This is a genomic window from Stenotrophomonas sp. TWI169, from assembly GCF_039674705.1.
GTDB classification, from domain to species: domain Bacteria; phylum Pseudomonadota; class Gammaproteobacteria; order Xanthomonadales; family Xanthomonadaceae; genus Stenotrophomonas; species Stenotrophomonas maltophilia_P.
The window spans coordinates 30682-47118 of the sequence record NZ_JBDJOB010000019.1 but is presented as its reverse complement, the minus strand read 5'-3'; the positions used below and the strand labels follow the sequence as shown (position 1 = coordinate 47118).

Annotated in this window: 20 protein-coding genes; 10 read left to right on the top strand and 10 right to left on the bottom strand. The window is 67.4% G+C overall.

The window, feature by feature from the left end; all coding sequences use genetic code 11:
- Positions 1–63: 63 nt before the first annotated feature.
- Entirely contained in the window at positions 64–1038 is a 975-nt protein-coding gene (locus ABE543_RS14535) for a Dyp-type peroxidase (protein ID WP_065174161.1), read from the bottom strand.
- Between the two features lie 220 nt (positions 1039–1258).
- Positions 1259–1834: an Ax21 family protein gene (locus ABE543_RS14530; RefSeq protein ID WP_065174160.1), complete on the bottom strand. Its 576-nt coding sequence runs from the start codon at positions 1832–1834 to the stop codon at positions 1259–1261.
- Between the two features lie 320 nt (positions 1835–2154).
- Here ABE543_RS14530 and ABE543_RS14525 point away from each other — a divergent pair, with 320 nt between their 5' ends.
- Positions 2155–2679, top strand: coding sequence for a DUF6622 family protein (locus ABE543_RS14525; protein WP_346475824.1), 525 nt, complete (start codon positions 2155–2157; stop codon positions 2677–2679).
- Between the two features lie 34 nt (positions 2680–2713).
- Here ABE543_RS14525 and arsH read toward each other — a convergent pair whose 3' ends face one another.
- Complete coding sequence (gene arsH, locus ABE543_RS14520) at positions 2714–3454, bottom strand: arsenical resistance protein ArsH (protein ID WP_262100941.1); 741 nt, start codon at positions 3452–3454, stop codon at positions 2714–2716.
- Between the two features lie 17 nt (positions 3455–3471).
- Between arsH and ABE543_RS14515 the strand changes: the two genes are divergently transcribed.
- From ABE543_RS14515 to ABE543_RS14495, 5 genes are all read left to right on the top strand, one after another.
- Positions 3472–3801, top strand: a complete 330-nt coding sequence (locus ABE543_RS14515; protein ID WP_053518034.1) for a metalloregulator ArsR/SmtB family transcription factor — start codon at positions 3472–3474, stop codon at positions 3799–3801.
- Between the two features lie 38 nt (positions 3802–3839).
- Complete coding sequence (locus ABE543_RS14510; RefSeq protein ID WP_065182163.1) at positions 3840–4343, top strand: arsenate reductase ArsC; 504 nt, start codon at positions 3840–3842, stop codon at positions 4341–4343.
- A gap of 14 nt (positions 4344–4357) precedes the next feature.
- Entirely contained in the window at positions 4358–5404 is a 1047-nt protein-coding gene (gene arsB / locus ABE543_RS14505; protein WP_346475823.1) for an ACR3 family arsenite efflux transporter, read from the top strand.
- Positions 5405–5866: 462 nt separating this feature from the next.
- Positions 5867–6238, top strand: a complete 372-nt coding sequence (locus ABE543_RS14500) for a hypothetical protein (protein ID WP_346475822.1) — start codon at positions 5867–5869, stop codon at positions 6236–6238.
- A gap of 96 nt (positions 6239–6334) precedes the next feature.
- The gene (locus tag ABE543_RS14495) at positions 6335–6814 is read left to right on the top strand and encodes a nuclear transport factor 2 family protein (RefSeq protein WP_346475821.1); all 480 of its coding nucleotides are present in this window, start codon (positions 6335–6337) and stop codon (positions 6812–6814) included.
- A gap of 150 nt (positions 6815–6964) precedes the next feature.
- Here ABE543_RS14495 and ABE543_RS14490 read toward each other — a convergent pair whose 3' ends face one another.
- From ABE543_RS14490 to ABE543_RS14470, 5 genes are all read right to left on the bottom strand, one after another.
- A complete protein-coding gene (locus tag ABE543_RS14490; protein WP_053518041.1) occupies positions 6965–7990 on the bottom strand; it encodes an NAD(P)H-dependent glycerol-3-phosphate dehydrogenase in 1026 nt (341 codons plus the stop codon).
- Positions 7991–8009: 19 nt separating this feature from the next.
- The gene (secB, locus tag ABE543_RS14485; protein WP_004153553.1) at positions 8010–8528 is read right to left on the bottom strand and encodes a protein-export chaperone SecB; all 519 of its coding nucleotides are present in this window, start codon (positions 8526–8528) and stop codon (positions 8010–8012) included.
- Between the two features lie 100 nt (positions 8529–8628).
- Positions 8629–9066, bottom strand: a complete 438-nt coding sequence (locus tag ABE543_RS14480) for a rhodanese-like domain-containing protein (RefSeq protein WP_053518043.1) — start codon at positions 9064–9066, stop codon at positions 8629–8631.
- 56 nt (positions 9067–9122) lie between these two features.
- Positions 9123–9548: a hypothetical protein gene (locus ABE543_RS14475; protein ID WP_065182065.1), complete on the bottom strand. Its 426-nt coding sequence runs from the start codon at positions 9546–9548 to the stop codon at positions 9123–9125.
- A gap of 32 nt (positions 9549–9580) precedes the next feature.
- Positions 9581–10048: a YiiD C-terminal domain-containing protein gene (locus ABE543_RS14470; protein ID WP_053518047.1), complete on the bottom strand. Its 468-nt coding sequence runs from the start codon at positions 10046–10048 to the stop codon at positions 9581–9583.
- Between the two features lie 35 nt (positions 10049–10083).
- Between ABE543_RS14470 and ABE543_RS14465 the strand changes: the two genes are divergently transcribed.
- The 3 genes from ABE543_RS14465 (at position 10084) to ABE543_RS14455 (ending at position 13288) form a co-directional block, all read left to right on the top strand.
- Entirely contained in the window at positions 10084–10890 is an 807-nt protein-coding gene (locus ABE543_RS14465) for a uroporphyrinogen-III synthase (protein ID WP_053518049.1), read from the top strand.
- A 104-nt stretch (positions 10891–10994) separates the two neighbouring features.
- A complete protein-coding gene (locus tag ABE543_RS14460) occupies positions 10995–11981 on the top strand; it encodes a uroporphyrinogen-III C-methyltransferase (RefSeq protein WP_065182067.1) in 987 nt (328 codons plus the stop codon).
- Positions 11978–13288: a heme biosynthesis HemY N-terminal domain-containing protein gene (locus ABE543_RS14455; protein ID WP_053518053.1), complete on the top strand. Its 1311-nt coding sequence runs from the start codon at positions 11978–11980 to the stop codon at positions 13286–13288. The genes ABE543_RS14460 and ABE543_RS14455 overlap by 4 nt, the downstream gene beginning before the upstream one ends.
- A 97-nt stretch (positions 13289–13385) precedes the next feature.
- Here ABE543_RS14455 and ABE543_RS14450 read toward each other — a convergent pair whose 3' ends face one another.
- Entirely contained in the window at positions 13386–14681 is a 1296-nt protein-coding gene (locus ABE543_RS14450) for an acetyl-CoA C-acetyltransferase (protein WP_111186508.1), read from the bottom strand.
- 93 nt (positions 14682–14774) lie between these two features.
- Between ABE543_RS14450 and ABE543_RS14445 the strand changes: the two genes are divergently transcribed.
- A complete protein-coding gene (locus tag ABE543_RS14445) occupies positions 14775–15662 on the top strand; it encodes a hypothetical protein (protein WP_253118354.1) in 888 nt (295 codons plus the stop codon).
- A gap of 151 nt (positions 15663–15813) precedes the next feature.
- Here the strand turns inward: ABE543_RS14445 and ABE543_RS14440 are convergent, their stop codons facing one another.
- Positions 15814–16434, bottom strand: coding sequence for a superoxide dismutase family protein (locus tag ABE543_RS14440; protein WP_346475820.1), 621 nt, complete (start codon positions 16432–16434; stop codon positions 15814–15816).
- Between the last annotated feature and the right edge of the window lie 3 nt (positions 16435–16437).

Here is a 16437-nt window from a genome sequence, read left to right as displayed (position 1 = left end):
TCATGCAGTCGTCCAGCGCTCCATCGTCGGCGGCGCGGATGACAGGCAGATGGCGGGCAGGCATCACCCGCCCAGGTCGGCCAGCACCTTGCGCGAAGGCGCGAAGAAGGTCACGCCGGTCATCGCGGTAGAGAAGTCCAGGATGCGGTCATGCAGCGGCGCAGGGTTGCCGATGAACATGCGCTCGAGCATCTTCTCGATCACCCACAGGCGGCGCGTGTAGCCGATGAAGTACGTACCGTACTCACCGCGCCCCGGATTGGCGAAGGGCATGTTGTCACGCAGGATGTCGTGCTCGCCGTCGGCGTCCTCGATGGTGCACAGCGTCTTGTGCGACTTCTGCGCGTCGGCCGGCGCATCGTCCAGCTCGGTGTTGTCGTGCTTGGTGCGGCCGATGATCGCCTCCTGCACCTCGGTCTTCTGCGCGCGCCATGCGTCCAGGTTGTGCAGGTACTTCTGCACCACCACGTAGCTGCCGCCGGCATGCGCGGGATCCTCGTCGCCGACGATCGTGGCGTCCGGCAGCGACAACCCTTCCGGATTGGCCGTGCCGTCAACGAAATCGAGCAGGTCGCGGCCGTCGAAATAGCGGAAGCCGGCCACCTCATCGACCGTCTCCACCGCATCGCCGAACGCCATCAGCAGGTTGCGCTCGAACGCCACGATCAGGTCCATCGTGCGTGCCCGGATGTGGTACAGCAGATCGCCCGGGGTCGACACCGCGGTGTGGGTGGCGCCCTTGATCTCGCGGAACGGATGCAGTTCGCGCGGCGGCGTGCTGCCAACCAGCGGCTGCCACACACGGTGGCCGATCGCCACATTGCAGGTGAAGGTCCGTTCGATCTCGCGGATGGCCGTGTTCTTGATCAGGTCATCGGTGCTGGCCAGCACGTCGCGCACCTTCGCGATCGAGTCCGCATCATCCTTCACCTTCAGCACCAGGAAGGCGGCCGAGTGGGTCAGCGGCGCAGTGATCTGCTGCGGCTCGTTGTCGAGCGTGTGATTGAGGGCGGTGATCGGTGCGGGCTGGGAATTCACGGCAGTTCCTGCGGGCTTGAGGCGGGCGCATCGCGCATGGTGCAGCGATGTGCGGGCGATCATAGCGGAACGGCTTCCGCTGCGACGGAGCGGTTCTCAGTCGCGCGCCAGCCGCTTGGGGCGCAGAAAAGTGAAGCCCGGCGCGAGGCCGGGCTTCGATGGCGTGCGGGAGAGAGAGAGAGTCACACGCCAGTTACACGCACTAACGACAGAGCGTTTCTTACCAGGTGAAGCGCGGGCCGACGAACCACTCGCGGTCGCCCGCCTTGGCCAGCTTCACTTCGCCACTCAGGCCCCAGTTCTGGTTGAACTTGGCGGTGGCACCGACGCGGCCGTAGAACTCGCCGTCCGGGTTGTAGCCGTGCTTCTTGCTGAAATCTTCGTAGCCGGCCAGCGCGTAGCCTTCCAGGTACGGGTTGAACGCGGTGCGCACGCCCACTTCAGTGGAGTAGCCATTGAAGTCCAGGCCGCGCTTCTCGTCGTACTTCTGATAGGCCACGCGGGCCACCAGGTCGGTGTTCGGTGCGATGCCGTAGTTGTAGCCGACACCCAGGCGCCACTGGTCGACGTCATTCTTGAAGCGGTCGGTTTCCTGCGCGCTGTAGTCGCCGAAGATGTGGAAGTTCGGGTGGACGGCCACCGAGCCCTTCACGCCCCAGCCATCGGCGTCGCCGCCCTTGGCATCGGTGTTCACGTAGCCGCCTTCAACGTAGTTGTACGACAGGCCATCGGCAGCCGATGCAGCGAACGGCAGGGCAGCCAGCAGACCCAGGGCAAGCAGCGAATTCTTGTTCATCGGGACACACCTTTAATTATTTTGGTTTCGTCGACCGCCTCCCGGGAGGGGGAGAGAGGAGAGGCGCTCGACAGGTGTGAATTATCCGTTTGTTGGCGAAATCAGCCCTGAATATTGAACTGACCGGTACATGAATGAAGTTGCTGTTCAGGGAACTCTGGCGCTGGTCGACAGCGCTGCTGCTGCATGCCCGCGCCACCCTTACCCGTCATGTCCCTTCAGGCGGCTGACACCTGTCACTGGTTCGGGAAGGCTCCGGCGCGAATAGTACGCGTCACCGCCCGGCACCACTGCGCCGGCACTCACCAAGGGGACGTGTCATGAACCTGTTCCAGCAACTCCTTTCGCATACTCCGATCTGGGTCTGGGTGCTGATGGTGTTTCTCATCACCCGGGGCATCGCCGCCATGAAGCCCGGCGAAACTTCGCTGCCCACACTGGCGATCGTGCCGGCGGTGTTCACGGCATGGGGGGTGTGGTCCATCAGCCACCGCTACGGCGCATCGTGGTCGGCCTGGGGCGAGTGGCTGGTCGGCATCGGCGCAGGAACGGGCCTGGGTTGGCTGTTGCTGCGCCGGGCGCGTGTAGCCGTGAACAGTGCGACGGGACGGCTGTGGCGCAGCGCGGATTACAGCCTGCTGCCGCTGCTGCTGATCACGTTCCTGGTGAAGTATGGCTTCGAAACGGCGCTCGCAGTGTCGCCCGCGCTGAGCGCGAACTCAGGTTTCAGCGCTGCCTACCTGCTGCTGTCCGGTGGTTTCACCGGCATCTTCATCGGCCGCTACTGCCGGTATCTGTCGGCGGCACGCCTTGAGGGGCACAGCCGGATGGGGGCTGCCAGCTGAGGCGGGTGCACCCGGGAGGCGTCGCGCAGTGCCGTCACCCGGTGCCGGCTGCGGTCGTCGCCCCTGCGGCCTGCGCAAGCGCTGCCGCTGCAGCGTCACCCTTGCGCTCGCTGTAGCGATCCACCAGGTAGTCCGCCCGGCCCCGCGTCAACAGGGTGAACTTCACCAGTTCCTCCATGACATCCACCACCCGGTCGTAGTATGGCGAGGGCTTCATTCGTCCGTCCTCATCGAACTCCTGCCAGGCCTTGGCCACCGAAGACTGGTTGGGGATGGTCAGCATGCGCATCCAGCGCCCCAACACCCTCAGGGTGTTGACGGTGTTGAACGATTGGGAGCCGCCACTCACCTGCATCACGGCCAACGTTCTGCCCTGCGTGGGCCGCACGCTGCCGTCCTCCAGCGGCAACCAGTCGATCTGGTTCTTGAACACGCCGGTGACGGTACCGTGCCGTTCCGGGCTGACCCACACCTGCCCCTCAGACCACTGCGACCACGCGCGCAGCCGCTGCACTTCGGGGTGGCTCCTGTCCACGCTGTCCACCATCGGAAGCGCATGCGGATCGAACACCCGGGTTTCGCAACCCAGATGCTGCAGGAGCCGCTCGGCTTCCAGGGCCAGCTTGCGGCTGAACGACTGCGGCCTCAGCGAACCGTAGAGCAGCAGGATGCGGGGCGGTCCCAGATTCCCCGCGGCGAGCAGGCTGGGGTCGGGCTGGGGCAGCGAGGCTTCCCTCAGATTCGGCAGCTGGGTACTTGCGATCGTCTTGTTCATTCGACTATTCTAGAAATATGGAAACGTCAAATGCAATCGTCGCGCTCACCGCGTTGGGCCACGCCACCCGCCTGGCGGCCTTCCGCCTGCTGGTGGAAGCCGGTCCAGCGGGGCGCGTGGCCGGTGACATCGCGGCGGCCCTGCAGGTGCCACCGGCCACACTCAGCTTCCACCTGAAGGAGCTGGTACAGGCCGGCCTGGTGGAGAACGAGAGCCAGGGCCGCAATGTCTGTTACCGCGCCAACTTCGCCGCCATGACCGGCTTGATCGAGTACCTCACGCACAACTGCTGCGCGGGTTCGCCGAGCGAGGAGTGCGGGCCCACTGCGCCCGCATGCAAGTGCTGAAGCCCGATCCAACCTCCTGCCATCACAACGACTGCACCATGACACGCAACGTCCTGTTCCTCTGTACCGGCAACAGCGCCCGCAGCGTCCTTGCCGAGGCCACGCTGCGAGCCTGGGGCGCTGAACGTTTCAATGCATTCAGCGCAGGCAGCCACCCCACCGGCCAGGTCAACCCATTCGCACTCGCACAGCTGCAGGCCGAAGGAATCACCATCGATGGGCTGCGCAGCAAATCGTGGGATGAGTTCGTGGATGCTGCGCCCATGGACCTGGTGATCACCGTGTGCGATTCGGCTGCGGCAGACGCCTGCCCGGTGGTGTTTGGCGACTTCATTCGCAGCCACTGGGGCCAGCCGGATCCGGCCGCAGTTGCAGGCAGCGATGCCGAGAAAGCAGCCGCGTTTGCACGCGCGCATGCCATTGTGAAATCGCGGCTGCGTGCGTTGATCGATCTGCCCGGATCGTTGTGGTCCGACCGCGAGGCAATGCAGAACGCTCTGGATCAGATCGGCCGGTTGCAGCCGACCGACAGCACACCGTGACGGCGCCCGCGCGCATGCGCCTGTTCGAGCGCTACCTCACCCTGTGGGTCGCGCTGTGCATCGCGGCCGGTACCCTGCTGGGACACCTCCTGCCCGGCGCCTTTGCGGCACTGGCGTCCGCCGAAGTGGCCAAGGTCAACCTGCCGGTCGCGGCACTGATCTGGCTGATGATCATCCCGATGCTGCTGAAGGTCGACTACGGCGCAATGCGCCAGTTGCAGCAGCACTGGAAAGGCATCGGCGTAACGTTGTTCATCAACTGGGCGGTCAAGCCCTTTTCGATGGCACTGCTGGGCTGGGTATTCCTGCGTCACCTCTTCGCGGAATGGCTGCCGGCCGGCCAGATCGACAGCTATATCGCCGGCCTGATCCTGCTGGCAGCCGCGCCCTGCACCGCGATGGTGTTCGTGTGGAGCAACCTGTGCCGCGGCGATGCGAACTTCACGTTGAGCCAGGTCGCGCTGAACGACGCGATCATGGTGGTGGCCTATGCGCCGGTGGTCGCATTGCTGCTCGGCATGTCCGCGATCACTGTTCCGTGGGACACCCTGCTGCTGTCAGTGGGGTTGTACATCGTTGCACCTGTCGGTGTTGCCGCCCTGCTGCGGCGCTGGATGCTTTCGCGCAGCGGCGAGGCCGGTCTGCAGCTGGCGCTGACCCGACTCGGCCCGGTTTCGCTGTCGGCCCTTCTACTGACACTGGTGCTGCTGTTCGGCTTTCAAGGTCAGCAGATCGTCGAGCAGCCGCTGGTCATCGCGCTGATCGCCGTGCCCATCCTGATCCAGGTCTATTTCACTTCGGGCCTGGCCTATCTGCTCAACCGTCGTCTGGGCGTCGCCCATTGCGTGGCCGGCCCGTCGGCGCTGATCGGCGCGAGCAACTTCTTCGAGCTGGCGGTCGCCACCGCCGTCGGGCTCTTCGGGGTGCATTCGGGCGCCGCACTGGCCACCGTTGTCGGTGTGCTAATCGAGGTGCCGGTGATGTTGTCGGTCGTTCGTATCGTGAACCGTACTGAAGGCTGGTACGAGAGGCATGGTGCGGGTGACCGCGGGCGGTCGTAGAGGGCCGATGCCTGCTTCTGGCCCGCGCTGTCGCAATCGTCCAAGTTTCGCGGCACCCCGAAGCACTCAACCACGACTCGTGTCGCAAATTCCCCGAACGCGTGAGGCCCTTGCGCCATCAACGTCTGCGACTACTTAACCGTGTGCGAGGATGCTGAAAGCGTCGAGCATCGTGGGTTGAATACAACTCGGCTCATTGGCGTTGCGCAGTGACACAGGTACAGATGCGGTGCCACCCCAAAAGGTGGCCGGGCATCGAAAACCCGTGGAGTTGCTTGATTACGGTTGCCAGCCGGTGTCACCTCGTGTGGTGCCGGCTGGCAACGCGTCCGCCGGCCATGGCGGGCGGAGCGTGGAGGCCTTGTGCCTGCCGGCCTAGCAACCTCCCGGTTTTCGAGCCACGTCTCCGCCCGCCACCTTTATCCGTGGCGGCTACCGTCTGTCCTGCACGGAGCCTCATCAATGACCACACCCGAGTTTCCCCCTCCGCATTCCGACAGCGCGCCGGCCAACGATGCCGATGCGACCCCCCAACAGACCCCGTCCGACCCCAACACCTTCATCGCCACGCTGAAGCGGATCGGCAGCGGCGCAGCCGCCGATGGCCTGCCCTGGCCGGAACGCCATCCGCTGCCTGGCCGTCAGCTGGCGCTGGCCGATGCCGACTGCGCGCACGCCGGCCTGCGGGTGGCGCTGGAGCTGCTGCTGGCCGCCGAGCGTGTCCGGCAGAACGGGCCGGAGGAGCAGTACGTGGGCGATCGCGTGATGGAAGGACTGGTGATGGCCTGCCTGTCACTGTCAGTGCAGGCCGGCACCTTGCTGCGTCCGGGCTGACAGGGAGGTTTCGCGCACCCTCGGCCGCGTGATCCGGGGCCGGCCCGTGTGGTTATTCTTGCGGCCAGGCTTCTGCCACCGCCCGGGACTCTTCGCATGCGCCCCCCCTTCCATGCCGCGATCCTTCTTGCCACCGTGCTGCTGGCCGGTCCTGCCCTCGCGCAGCACGCCAGCAGCGCACCGCCGCCCGCTGGACGCCTGCCCGACGTGGCACTGCCTGCGGCACTGGATCGCGTGCTGCGCGACTACGAGCGGGCGTGGAGCGCGGGCGATGGCAAGGCACTGGCGGCGCTGTTCGCCGAAGACGGATTCATCCTGCAGAGCCACCAGCCGCCGGTGCGCGGGCGCGACGCGATCGCGGCCGCCTACGCCGGACAGGGCGGAAGCCCGCTGCGCCTGCGCGCGCTGGCGTACGCGGTGGACAGGAGCACGGCCTACATCATTGGTGCCTACACGTTTGGCGGCAACGTCGGCGATACCGGAAAGTTCACGCTGACGCTGACGCGCGCGGGCGATGGACCCTGGATGATCTTCTCGGACATGGACAACGGCAACGGGCCTCCACGGGCGCGGTGATCGGGCGTTGCAGTGGATCCACGCCATGCGTGGATATGCTGCACGCGTGATGCCAAGCAAGCTTGGCACCCACCAAAGTCTGTCTCCGGTCCGGCACCCGCATGGGTACTCCCTGATGAAAAAACCCCGGCGCATGGCCGGGGTTTTCGGTTACTTGAACAGCGTGTCCGGATATTCCGGTTTCTGTTCGCGCGCCAGCAGTGCGCGCAGGCCCTCTGCCGGGGTCTGCTCGCCGTGCAGTACGGCGCGTACGCCATCGGAGATCGGCAGGTCGATGCCGTGTCGGCGTGCCTGACGCATCACCTCATCGGCCGTCTGCACCGATTCAACCACCTGCCCGATCTCGCGCACGGCATCCTGCAGCGTCTGCCCGCGGCCCAGGGCCAGGCCCAGGCGGCGGTTGCGCGACAGGTCGCCGGTGCAGGTCAGCACCAGATCGCCCAGGCCCGCCAGACCCATCAGGGTTTCCGGCTTGGCACCGATTGCCGCGGCCAGCCGCAGCATCTCGTTGAGGCCGCGGGTGATCAGGCCGGCACGGGCGTTGAGGCCCAGCTGCATGCCATCGGCAACGCCGGTGGCCACGGCCAGCACGTTCTTCATCGCGCCCCCCAGCTCGGCACCGACCATGTCGTCGCCGGTGTAGGCACGGAACGCCGGGCCATGCATCGCTTCGGCCACGGTCTGCGCGAACGCCGGCACGTCGCCGTGCACGGTGATCGCGGTGGGCAGGCCCTGGGTGACTTCCTTGGCGAACGACGGGCCGGTGACGACAGCCAGCGGCACGTCCTCGCCGAGGATCTCGCGCGCGACTTCATGCAGGAAACGGCCGGAGCCGGGCTCGAAACCCTTGGTCGCCCAGGCCACGCCGGCACCGGCCGGACGCAGCGGCGCCAGCGCGCGCACGGTCTCGTTGAACGCGTGCGACGGGGTCACCACCAGGATCCAGGCGGCACCGTGCACCGCCGACGCCAGGTCGGTGGTGGCATGCAGGCTGTCCGGCAGCGGGATGCCCGGCAGGTAGCGCGGATTCTCGTGGCGCTGGTCGATGGCCTCGACCACGGCGGCATCACGCCCCCACAGCACGGTCGGATGACCGTGCCGGGCGAGCAGGCTGGCCAGCGCGGTTCCCCAGGAACCGGCGCCCAGCACGGCGATCTTGTCAGCGGTAGTGCTCATCCGTGACGTCGCGACGGATTCAGGCGTTGCCGGCCGGCTCGGAGTCAGCCAGCGACGGTGCGTCGCCCTGCTCCTGGCGCTGGCGCAGGGTTTCTGCGTACAGGCCTTCGAAGTTGATCGGCTGCAGGAAGAACGGCGGGAAGCCGCCGGCCTGGATCAGATCGCTGACCAGCTGGCGCACGTACGGGAACAGGATGTTCGGGCACTGGGTGCCGAGCAGCACGTCGATCGACTGCGGGTCCAGGCCGACCAGGCCGAACACGCCGGCCTGCTTCACTTCGGCCACGTAGGCGGTGCGCTCACCGGCCTGGCAGGTCAGGGTGACGGCCAGCACGACTTCGAACGCGTTCTCACCCAGGCGCTGCACCTGCTGGTTCAGATTCAGCTGCAGCTCCGGCTGCACCTGGTCATTGAAGATGGTCGGTGCGTTCGGCGACTCGAAGGAGACGTCCTTGACGTAGATCTTCTCGACGGTGAAAGCGGGGCCGGTAGCGGCATCGACCGGCGCAGCGGCGCCGTTGGTGATCTCTTCGGACATTTCCAGTAACTCCAGGTGAATGCAATGAAAACTAGGGTCGAATTACTGCGATGGGGGCGGCATCAGGCCCATACAAGGCCGGATCCGCCACCTGCGGCAATCAGTTGCGGCCCTTGACCAGCGGCAGTTCGGCCTGCTGCCAGGCGGGAATGCCGCCCTCGAGCACGAAGACCTTTTCGAAACCGGCCTTCTTCAGCGCCTTGGCGGCGGTTTCCGATGCGTTGCCGTTGCGGCACACCAGAACCACCGGCGCCTGCTTGGCGCTGGCCACGAGCTTGTGCTCCGGGCCGAACGCGCTGGCCTGCGCATTGCGGCTGCCGGCGATGTGGCCCTTTTCGAAGTCACCGCTGGCGGACAGGTCCACCACCACCGTGCCGCCCGCATTCATCAGCTGGGTCAGTTCGGCGGGCTTGATGCCCTTGAAGCCCCGGAACAGGCGGCGGATTTCGGTGACGATGAGGGCCACGGTCAGGCCGACCAGGGCCGCGGACAGCATCGGGTTTCGGCCTGCAAAGGCCAGCAACTCTTCGTAATTCACTCAGGTCACGGGTCGATAAGCGGGCGCCGATTGTCGCACAAGCCGGACGCGGCCCGTCACTGCCCCTGCCACAGATCCGGCAGGCCACCGGCCTGCCACCAGCGCTTGGCCTCGGCATCCCAGCGCCAGCGCTCGGTCACCACCACGGTGCGCTCGGCCTGGGTGTTCTGGTTGATGACGCCGATTTCCACCCGGCGCTCGACCTGGCCATCAGGAAGCGAGGCGCTGCTGCGCTCGCGGTAGGAGGACACCCGCAGCTGTGCATAACGGTTGAGCTCGAACTCGGTGGGCGGCTTTTCCTTGCGCAGCACCGGATCCAGGTAGCCGATGGCGTCGTCCATGCTGCCCCAGCGGATCGTCGCTCCGTAGGCGATCTGGGTCTCTTCCAGCATCTTGCGCTGCTTGCGGCTCAGCTCGTCGGCACCGGCCATGGCGCTGACCAGCAGCAGGGAACTCAACAGGATCTGGATGAGGCGGCGCATCAGGGGTTTCCGCAGGGCGTCAGCCTGCCATCCTACCCTTTGGCGAAGGCAACGAAGCGACCGCTGAACTCGGCAGCGGCCCGGCCGTCGGCGGCCGGCTGGGTGGCGATGATGCTGATGCGGGCCTTGCGACGCTGGCGGAAGGTGGCCAGGAAGGTGTCCCAGGCACCGCTTTCGGCCGCCTCGGCCTGCGCGTGCAGGTCTTCGTAGACCGGTGCCAGGTAGCGCAGGTTGCTGTCGGCTACGTAGACCTCGGCGTCGTGGCCGGCCAGGCGCAGGCGCAGGCTGACCAGCGCCCAGCCGGACAGGGTCAGCACCGAGGCCAGACTGCCGCCGAAGGCGTTGCCCTTGTCGTTGACGTTCGCCGTCAGCGGCGCGGTGATGCGCAGCACGCCATCGGCATAGCCGTCCAGGCGGATCTGCATGGCACGGACCGCAGGCATGCAGTCCAGCACCTCCTGCAGGGAGGCCAACGAGGAGCTCAGGGCATCAACGGACATCGGAGCAGCAACCACGACAACGGCGGGCCCGCATAATGCAGGCAATGGATGACCATACGATACCCACTGGCAGCGCGTGCCGCGGCGCGGGCTGGACGCTGATCTCGCTGCGTCCGCAGGGCCAGCATGCGGCGCTGCGCCGCGCCGTTGCTGGGCTCGGCGGGCAGCTGGTGGCGCTGTCGCCGTGGCGGCTGCAACGCTTGCAGGGCCCTGCCGTGGTGCGCCAGCTGCAACGCGCGCTGAACTGCGATCGGGTGGTGTTCACCAGCCCCGCAGCCGTCACGGCGGCTGCCGCGCTGCTGCCGCTGCGCCCGGCGCAGCACAGCCCGTGGCTGACGGTTGGCGAGGGCACCACACGCGCGTTGCAGGCGCACGGCATCAGCGAGGTCCACGCGCCGCAGCGGATGGACAGCGAGGGGTTGCTGGCCCTGCCTGTACTGGCGGCGGTACAGGGCCTGCGGATCGGGCTGGTCACTGCGCCCGGTGGCCGGGGCCTGATTGCCGCCCGGCTGCAGGCGGCGGGTGCCAGCATCGAACGTGCCGATGTCTATCGGCGCCAACCACTGCGCCTGTCGCCTCGCGCCCTGTCACGGCTGGGAGAGTGTTCTGCGCCCTGGCTGATGGCGGTCAGCAGCGGTGAAGCCCTGCAACGTGTGTGGGAGCAGCTGTCGCCGCAGTGGCAGCAGCGGCTGCAGGCCCATGCCACCGCGCTGGTCGCCAGCGAACGGCTGGGCGTGCAGGCGCAGGCGCTGGGCCTGCGGGTGGTACGCAGCGCGGGGCCGACCACCCCGCAGTTGATCGCCGCTGCACACACCACGCTCACCGGGCCGGCAGCGACCTGAACAGGGACGTGGGTCACGCTTGCCGCTGTCGTCGGCAACAGGGATGCTGTGCCTGACGCTGCCTGCCGGAACCCTTCCGGCGACGCCGCCGACAAGGAAGCCTGATGAACGACACCGCCCCCGTTTCCCCACCCCGCCGCTCCCTGCGCTGGCTGCTGCCGCTGGCGGTGGTGGCCGTGCTCGGTGCAGGGGGCTATGCCGGTTGGCGTTTCTGGCAGCAGCAACAGCATGAGCAGGAAGCACAGTCGCGGACGATGGCGGTGCAGTTGCAGGGCCTGGAGGCCACGCTGGATGCGCTGCGTCGCGACCAGCGCGCAACCAGCCAACGCCTGCAGGACGCGGCCGCAACCAACCGTGTGCTGCGCGACGAGATGCTGGGCCTGTCGCAGCGCAGCGCGCTGCTGGAGGAAAACCTCGCCAAGCTCGCCGACAGCGCCAACCAGGGCCGGCAGGCCGTGCAGCGCGACGAGGCCGAACTGCTGCTGACCCAGGCCGCACAGCGCTTGAACTACGCCGACGATGTCGAAGGTGCCCGCCGTCTTTATGCACAGGCCGCGACCGCGCTGGCCGCGCTGCCCGACAGCGAGGGCCTGAACCTGCGCCAGGCGCTGGTACAGGAGCGCGATGCCCTCGATGCGTTGGGTGCCGGACCCCGCGTTCAGGCGCTGCAGCGACTGGATGCGTTGGCCGGCGCCCTGCAGGGGCTGCCGACCCAGGTGGCCAGTACGCCGGCCGGCGACCAGACGCGAGCGTGGTGGCAGGCCGCTCTGGCGCCCTTCGTCGATATCAGCCCGAGCCGCCAGAACGGTCCGCTGACCGCCGCCGAACGGCGCAACGCCGACGATGCGCTGCAACTGGAACTGACCCTGGCCCGGGCGGCGATCGAGCGCGGCGACCGTGCCGGCCGTGACGCCGCGCTGTCGCGCGTGGAGCAGTGGGCACAGCGGCGCTGGCCGGATTCACCGGCCCTGCGCGCGCAGCGTGCTGAACTGCAGGCCTTGCGCGAGCTTCCCTTGCAGACCAGCAACACCGTCCTAGGCAGCACCCTGCAACAGCTGCGCACCCAGACCGACCGGAGGCTACCCGAATGAAACCCCTGCAATCCCTGGTCGTGCTGTTGCTGGCCGTGGCCATTGGTGTGGTCGCCGCGCAATGGCTCGGCACCGACGATCTCAACCGCTACGGCGAAGTGATTCTGCGCTATGGCGGCTACGACTATCACAGCAACCTGCCGAAGGTGGCGCTGCTGACGGTGATTGCAGTCCTGGTGCTGTGGCTGCTGTGGAGCCTGATCGCCGCACCGTTCCGTGCGTGGGGCCGCTACCGCCGCAAGCAGGGCCGGGTGCGCCTGATCGATGGCCTGCAGGCTTACGAGCACGGGCAGTGGCAGCGCGCGGAAAAGCTGCTCGACGGCGCCGCCAAGGATCCGGAAGTGAGCGCGGTGGCGCTGGCCAATGCCGTGCGCAGTGCACAGGCACGTGCTGACGCCAGCGCAGGTGAGGCGCTGCTGCAGCGGCTGGGTGAATCCGATGCCACCCTGCAGGCGCTGCTGCGCGCCGAGCAGCTGCTGGCGCGCGACCTGCCGGTGGACGCGATCAACGTGCTGGATGTGGCCGCGATCCAGCCGCTTCCGCCGCGTGGCCTGTGGCTGCGCACCGAGGCACTGGCCCGCGCCGGTCGTGCGCACGAAGCGTATGGACAGCTGGGCGCCCTGCGTCAGAGCAAGGTGCTGCCGGCCGAATCCAACAGCGAACTGGAAGCGCGCCTGGCCGCGCAGGCGCTGCTGGAAGCGGCCGACGTCAATGCGTTGGCCGCGCAGTGGGAAGCCACGCCGAAAGCGCTGCGGCCGACCCCCGACGTGGTGGGCGCCTATGCCAGCCGCGCGGTGGCGCTGAACTGGGACGAGCCGGCGCTGCTGGCGCTGGAGCACGCCCTGGACCAGCGTTGGGACGACGAACTGGTGGCCCTGTATGGCCGCCTGCCGGCCGAACGCCTCGCCACCCGCCAGGCCAACCTGCAGCGCTGGCGCAACGTGCATGACGATTCGGCGGCGCTGCGCCTGGCACAGGGCCGCGTCGCCCTGGCCCAGCAGCAATGGGACGCTGCCGATACGTTCCTGCACGAAGCGATCGCCAGCGGCGCCGGTGCCCCGGCCTGGGAAGCGCTGGGTGAGCTGTTCGCCCAGCGGGGTGAACATGCCCTGGCTGCACAGTGCCTGGCCAACGCGCTGCGCCTGCAGCGCGGCGAGGACAGTGTGGCGCTGGTGCGCACGGCAGGGGCCGGTGCCGATGAAGTGCCGCCGCGCGCCACCGTGGAAGATCTGCCGACGGTGCCGCAACCGCCGGTGTACAACGCCAACGAAGAGCGCGACGAGTTCGGCAACCCCCGTCTTCCCTGATCGGCGCAGTGCCGGCGAAGGGTCGGCACCCCACCGGGTCCGCAACGAAAAAGCCGCCCATCCGGGCGGCTTTTCCATGTGCAGCCTTCTGCAGCGATCAGCGCTCGACGATCGCCACCACGCCCATGCCGCCTGCCGTGCAGATCGACACCAGCGCGCGGCCGCCGCCGCGTTCGGCCAGCTGCTTTGCGGCCGTGGCGATCACACGCGCACCGGTAGCGGCAAACGGGTGACCGGTAGCCAGCGACGAGCCCAGCAGATTGATCTTGTCCGGATCGATGCGGCCCAGCGGTGCCTCCAGGCCCAGCCGGTTGCGGCAGTAATCCTCGCTCTCCCACGCGCGCAGGGTGCACAGCACCTGTGCGGCAAACGCTTCGTGGATTTCGTAGATGTCGAAGTCCTGCAGGGTCAGGCCATTGCGCTTGAGCATCTCAGGCACGGCCACGGTCGGTGCCATCAGCAGGCCTTCGCCGTGCACGAAATCGACGGCCGAGACATGCGCATCGCGCAGGTAGGCCTGCGGCTCGTGCCCGTGGGCGCGGGCCCATTCCTCGCTGGCCAGCAGCACCGCCGCGGCACCATCGGTGAGCGGCGTGGAGTTGGCGGCGGTCAGGGTGCCGCGGCCGGACACCTTGTCGAACGCCGGCTTCAGCGTGGCCAGCTTTTCCAGCGAGGTATCCGGGCGCAGGATGTTGTCGCGCTCCACGCCGCGGAACGGCGCGATCAGGTCGTTGAAGAAGCCACGCTCATAGGCGGCGGCCAGCTTCTTGTGCGAGGACACCGCCCACTCGTCCTGCGAGTCACGCGAGATGTTCCATTCCTTGGCCATGTCCTCGCAATGATCGCCCATGCTCTTGCCGGTGCGCGGTTCGGCCACGCCCGGGAACTCGGGCTTGAGCTCGGAGAACTTGAAGCCGGAGGTCAGCGCGCGGATCTTGTCGCCGGTGCTCTTGGCGCGGTTGGCGGCCAGCAGGCGTGCACGCAGCTTCTTGCCGTACACGATCGGCACGTCGGAAGTGGTGTCCGACCCGCCGCCGATGCCCGATTCGATCTGGCCCAGGGCAATCTTGTTGGCGACGGTGATGATGCTGTCCAGCGACGTGCCGCAGGCACGCTGCAGGGTGATGCCCGGGGTGAGCGGCGACAGTCCGGAGGACAGCGTGGCTTCGCGGCCCAGGTTCCAGTCGCTGGAGTGCTTGATCACCGCACCCATCGCCACTTCACCCAGCTGCTGGCCGTGCAGGCCGAAGCGTTCGACCAGCGCACCCAGTGTGCGTACCGACATGCCGAGGTTGCCGACATCCGAATACGCGGTGTTCTGGCGGCAGAACGGAATGCGGACGCCACCGAGAATGGCGACGGGACGAGCGTTGGGCATGGAGATACCTGGCATGGATGAGGGTGTCTGCAACATGGCCTGCACGACAGAGCAGGCATAATGGGGCCAAGTGTAGCTGCCGCCCTGTGATGGGCCAACCGTGGAACCATGAGCAAACCCGACCCCGCGATGAATGCCCTTGGCGTGCTGGCCCTGGAACTGGCCGGCGGCGAGATCCCCCGCCAGGCGGTACTCAGCGCAGACCAGGCCGGTGAACTGGCCGAGCGCGTCGGCCGCGACCTGTCCAAGCTGGTACCGGCCGTGGCCGAGCTGGACCTGGTCCTGGCCGCCGCCCATTTCGATCCGGCCGAAGTGCTGCGCCCGGGCTGGCCGATCCATCGCCGTCTGGAAGAACTGCAGATGCGCGCGCCGGGCCGCAACCAGGGCCCGCGGCTGCTGGCCTTCGGTACCGATGCCAATGGCGATGTGCCGCTGCCGTTCCAGGCCGATGCGACGCTGGTGGGTGGCGGCCTGCGTGTGCTGCCGTTCCTGCTGACCGGCAGTGATGTGGCGACCACCCGTGCGGTGGCCGATGCGTTGGAAGAGGTGCTGCTGGCCAATGGCATGGCCCATGCCGATACCGCGCTGATGGCGCAGAACAGTTTCGGTGCCCGCATCGAGCATGCGCGCTATTTCACCGTGAACGACCTGGCCGCGATGATGTCGATGCAGTACGACAACCAGGGCCTGGCCGCGCTGTGGCCGTTGATCGAGACCGCGATCATGGCGCCGGGCGAGGATGAATGGCTTGAGGCCGCACCGGAGCCGTTGCTGCGCTACAGCCATGGCGAGGCGCGCATGGCGTTGTTCGATCCGGCCGGCTGGTGCGCCCACTACAATCATGACAGTGGCGACTGCGATCGCCTGCAGGGCATCTATGAGCAGTTCCTGATGCGCCAGCGGCAGATGGCGGCAGTGCTGGAAGCACACGGTGTGCCGGTGCTGTTCGTGCATTGCGAGGCGGGACAGGACGCGCGCGAGTTGCTGGCGCGCTGACAAGGAAACGGCGGCCGCGTGTTGTAGAGCCGAGCCCATGCTCGGCTCAGGCCGCCGGAAAAGCAGCCGAGCCTGGGCTCGGCTCTACAGAAAGGGATGCAAAGAAAAACGCCGGCCTGCGCCGGCGTTTTCCAATCCAGCGGGCCCGGCCTTACGGGGCCTTCTGGATCACTGCGCAGGCCAGGCGCGCACCTGCGTTGCCGGTCGGCTGGCTGGTGTAGTCATCCGGATCGGCGTGGACGATCAGGCCACGGCCGATGATGTCGAAATCATCGCCCTTGCCGATGTTCACGTTGCTCGACACCGGGCCATCGATGGTGGCCACGCCCTTGTCGTCGGCCTTGATGTTGGGCATGTCGCCACCGTGGTGCGGATCACTGGCCACGCTGCCATGGTCCTGCTTGCCCGGGTTGAAATGACCGCCGGCGCTGGTGCCGTCCGGCGCACTGCAGTCGCCCTTCTCGTGGATGTGGAAACCGTGTTCGCTGCCGGGCTTCAGGCCACTGATCTGGCCCGTGACGTGCACTTTGCCGTCAACCCGCTTGAAGGTGACGCTGCCCTTGGTCTCGTTGCCCTGGGTGGGTGCCAGCTCCGCCGTGGCCGAGGCATCGGCGGTGGACGCCGGTTCTGCAGCGGGCGCCGGTTCGGTGGTTGCGCTCTCGCCCGGCGCGGCCGGCGGCGTCTCGGTCTGCGGGGTGTCGGCCGGCTTGCCGCAGGCCGCCAGGCCCAGGGCGGCGATGGCCGCGAACAGCGAAGTATGGATCAGACGCATGGA

What these genes read in the sequence shown, in the direction of transcription:
- ABE543_RS14530 (WP_065174160.1), bottom strand. Translation starts at nt 1,834, where the DNA reads ATGAACAAGAATTCGCTGCTTGCCCTGGGTCTGCTGGCTGCCCTGCCG.
- ABE543_RS14525 (WP_346475824.1), top strand. Translation starts at nt 2,155, where the DNA reads ATGAACCTGTTCCAGCAACTCCTTTCGCATACTCCGATCTGGGTCTGG.
- arsH (WP_262100941.1), bottom strand. Translation starts at nt 3,454, where the DNA reads ATGAACAAGACGATCGCAAGTACCCAGCTGCCGAATCTGAGGGAAGCC.
- ABE543_RS14515 (WP_053518034.1), top strand. Translation starts at nt 3,472, where the DNA reads ATGGAAACGTCAAATGCAATCGTCGCGCTCACCGCGTTGGGCCACGCC.
- ABE543_RS14510 (WP_065182163.1), top strand. Translation starts at nt 3,840, where the DNA reads ATGACACGCAACGTCCTGTTCCTCTGTACCGGCAACAGCGCCCGCAGC.
- arsB (WP_346475823.1), top strand. Translation starts at nt 4,358, where the DNA reads ATGCGCCTGTTCGAGCGCTACCTCACCCTGTGGGTCGCGCTGTGCATC.
- ABE543_RS14500 (WP_346475822.1), top strand. Translation starts at nt 5,867, where the DNA reads ATGACCACACCCGAGTTTCCCCCTCCGCATTCCGACAGCGCGCCGGCC.
- ABE543_RS14495 (WP_346475821.1), top strand. Translation starts at nt 6,335, where the DNA reads ATGCGCCCCCCCTTCCATGCCGCGATCCTTCTTGCCACCGTGCTGCTG.
- ABE543_RS14490 (WP_053518041.1), bottom strand. Translation starts at nt 7,990, where the DNA reads ATGAGCACTACCGCTGACAAGATCGCCGTGCTGGGCGCCGGTTCCTGG.
- secB (WP_004153553.1), bottom strand. Translation starts at nt 8,528, where the DNA reads ATGTCCGAAGAGATCACCAACGGCGCCGCTGCGCCGGTCGATGCCGCT.
- ABE543_RS14475 (WP_065182065.1), bottom strand. Translation starts at nt 9,548, where the DNA reads ATGCGCCGCCTCATCCAGATCCTGTTGAGTTCCCTGCTGCTGGTCAGC.
- ABE543_RS14470 (WP_053518047.1), bottom strand. Translation starts at nt 10,048, where the DNA reads ATGTCCGTTGATGCCCTGAGCTCCTCGTTGGCCTCCCTGCAGGAGGTG.
- ABE543_RS14465 (WP_053518049.1), top strand. Translation starts at nt 10,084, where the DNA reads ATGCAGGCAATGGATGACCATACGATACCCACTGGCAGCGCGTGCCGC.
- ABE543_RS14460 (WP_065182067.1), top strand. Translation starts at nt 10,995, where the DNA reads ATGAACGACACCGCCCCCGTTTCCCCACCCCGCCGCTCCCTGCGCTGG.
- ABE543_RS14455 (WP_053518053.1), top strand. Translation starts at nt 11,978, where the DNA reads ATGAAACCCCTGCAATCCCTGGTCGTGCTGTTGCTGGCCGTGGCCATT.
- ABE543_RS14450 (WP_111186508.1), bottom strand. Translation starts at nt 14,681, where the DNA reads ATGCCAGGTATCTCCATGCCCAACGCTCGTCCCGTCGCCATTCTCGGT.
- ABE543_RS14445 (WP_253118354.1), top strand. Translation starts at nt 14,775, where the DNA reads ATGAGCAAACCCGACCCCGCGATGAATGCCCTTGGCGTGCTGGCCCTG.
- ABE543_RS14440 (WP_346475820.1), bottom strand. Translation starts at nt 16,434, where the DNA reads ATGCGTCTGATCCATACTTCGCTGTTCGCGGCCATCGCCGCCCTGGGC.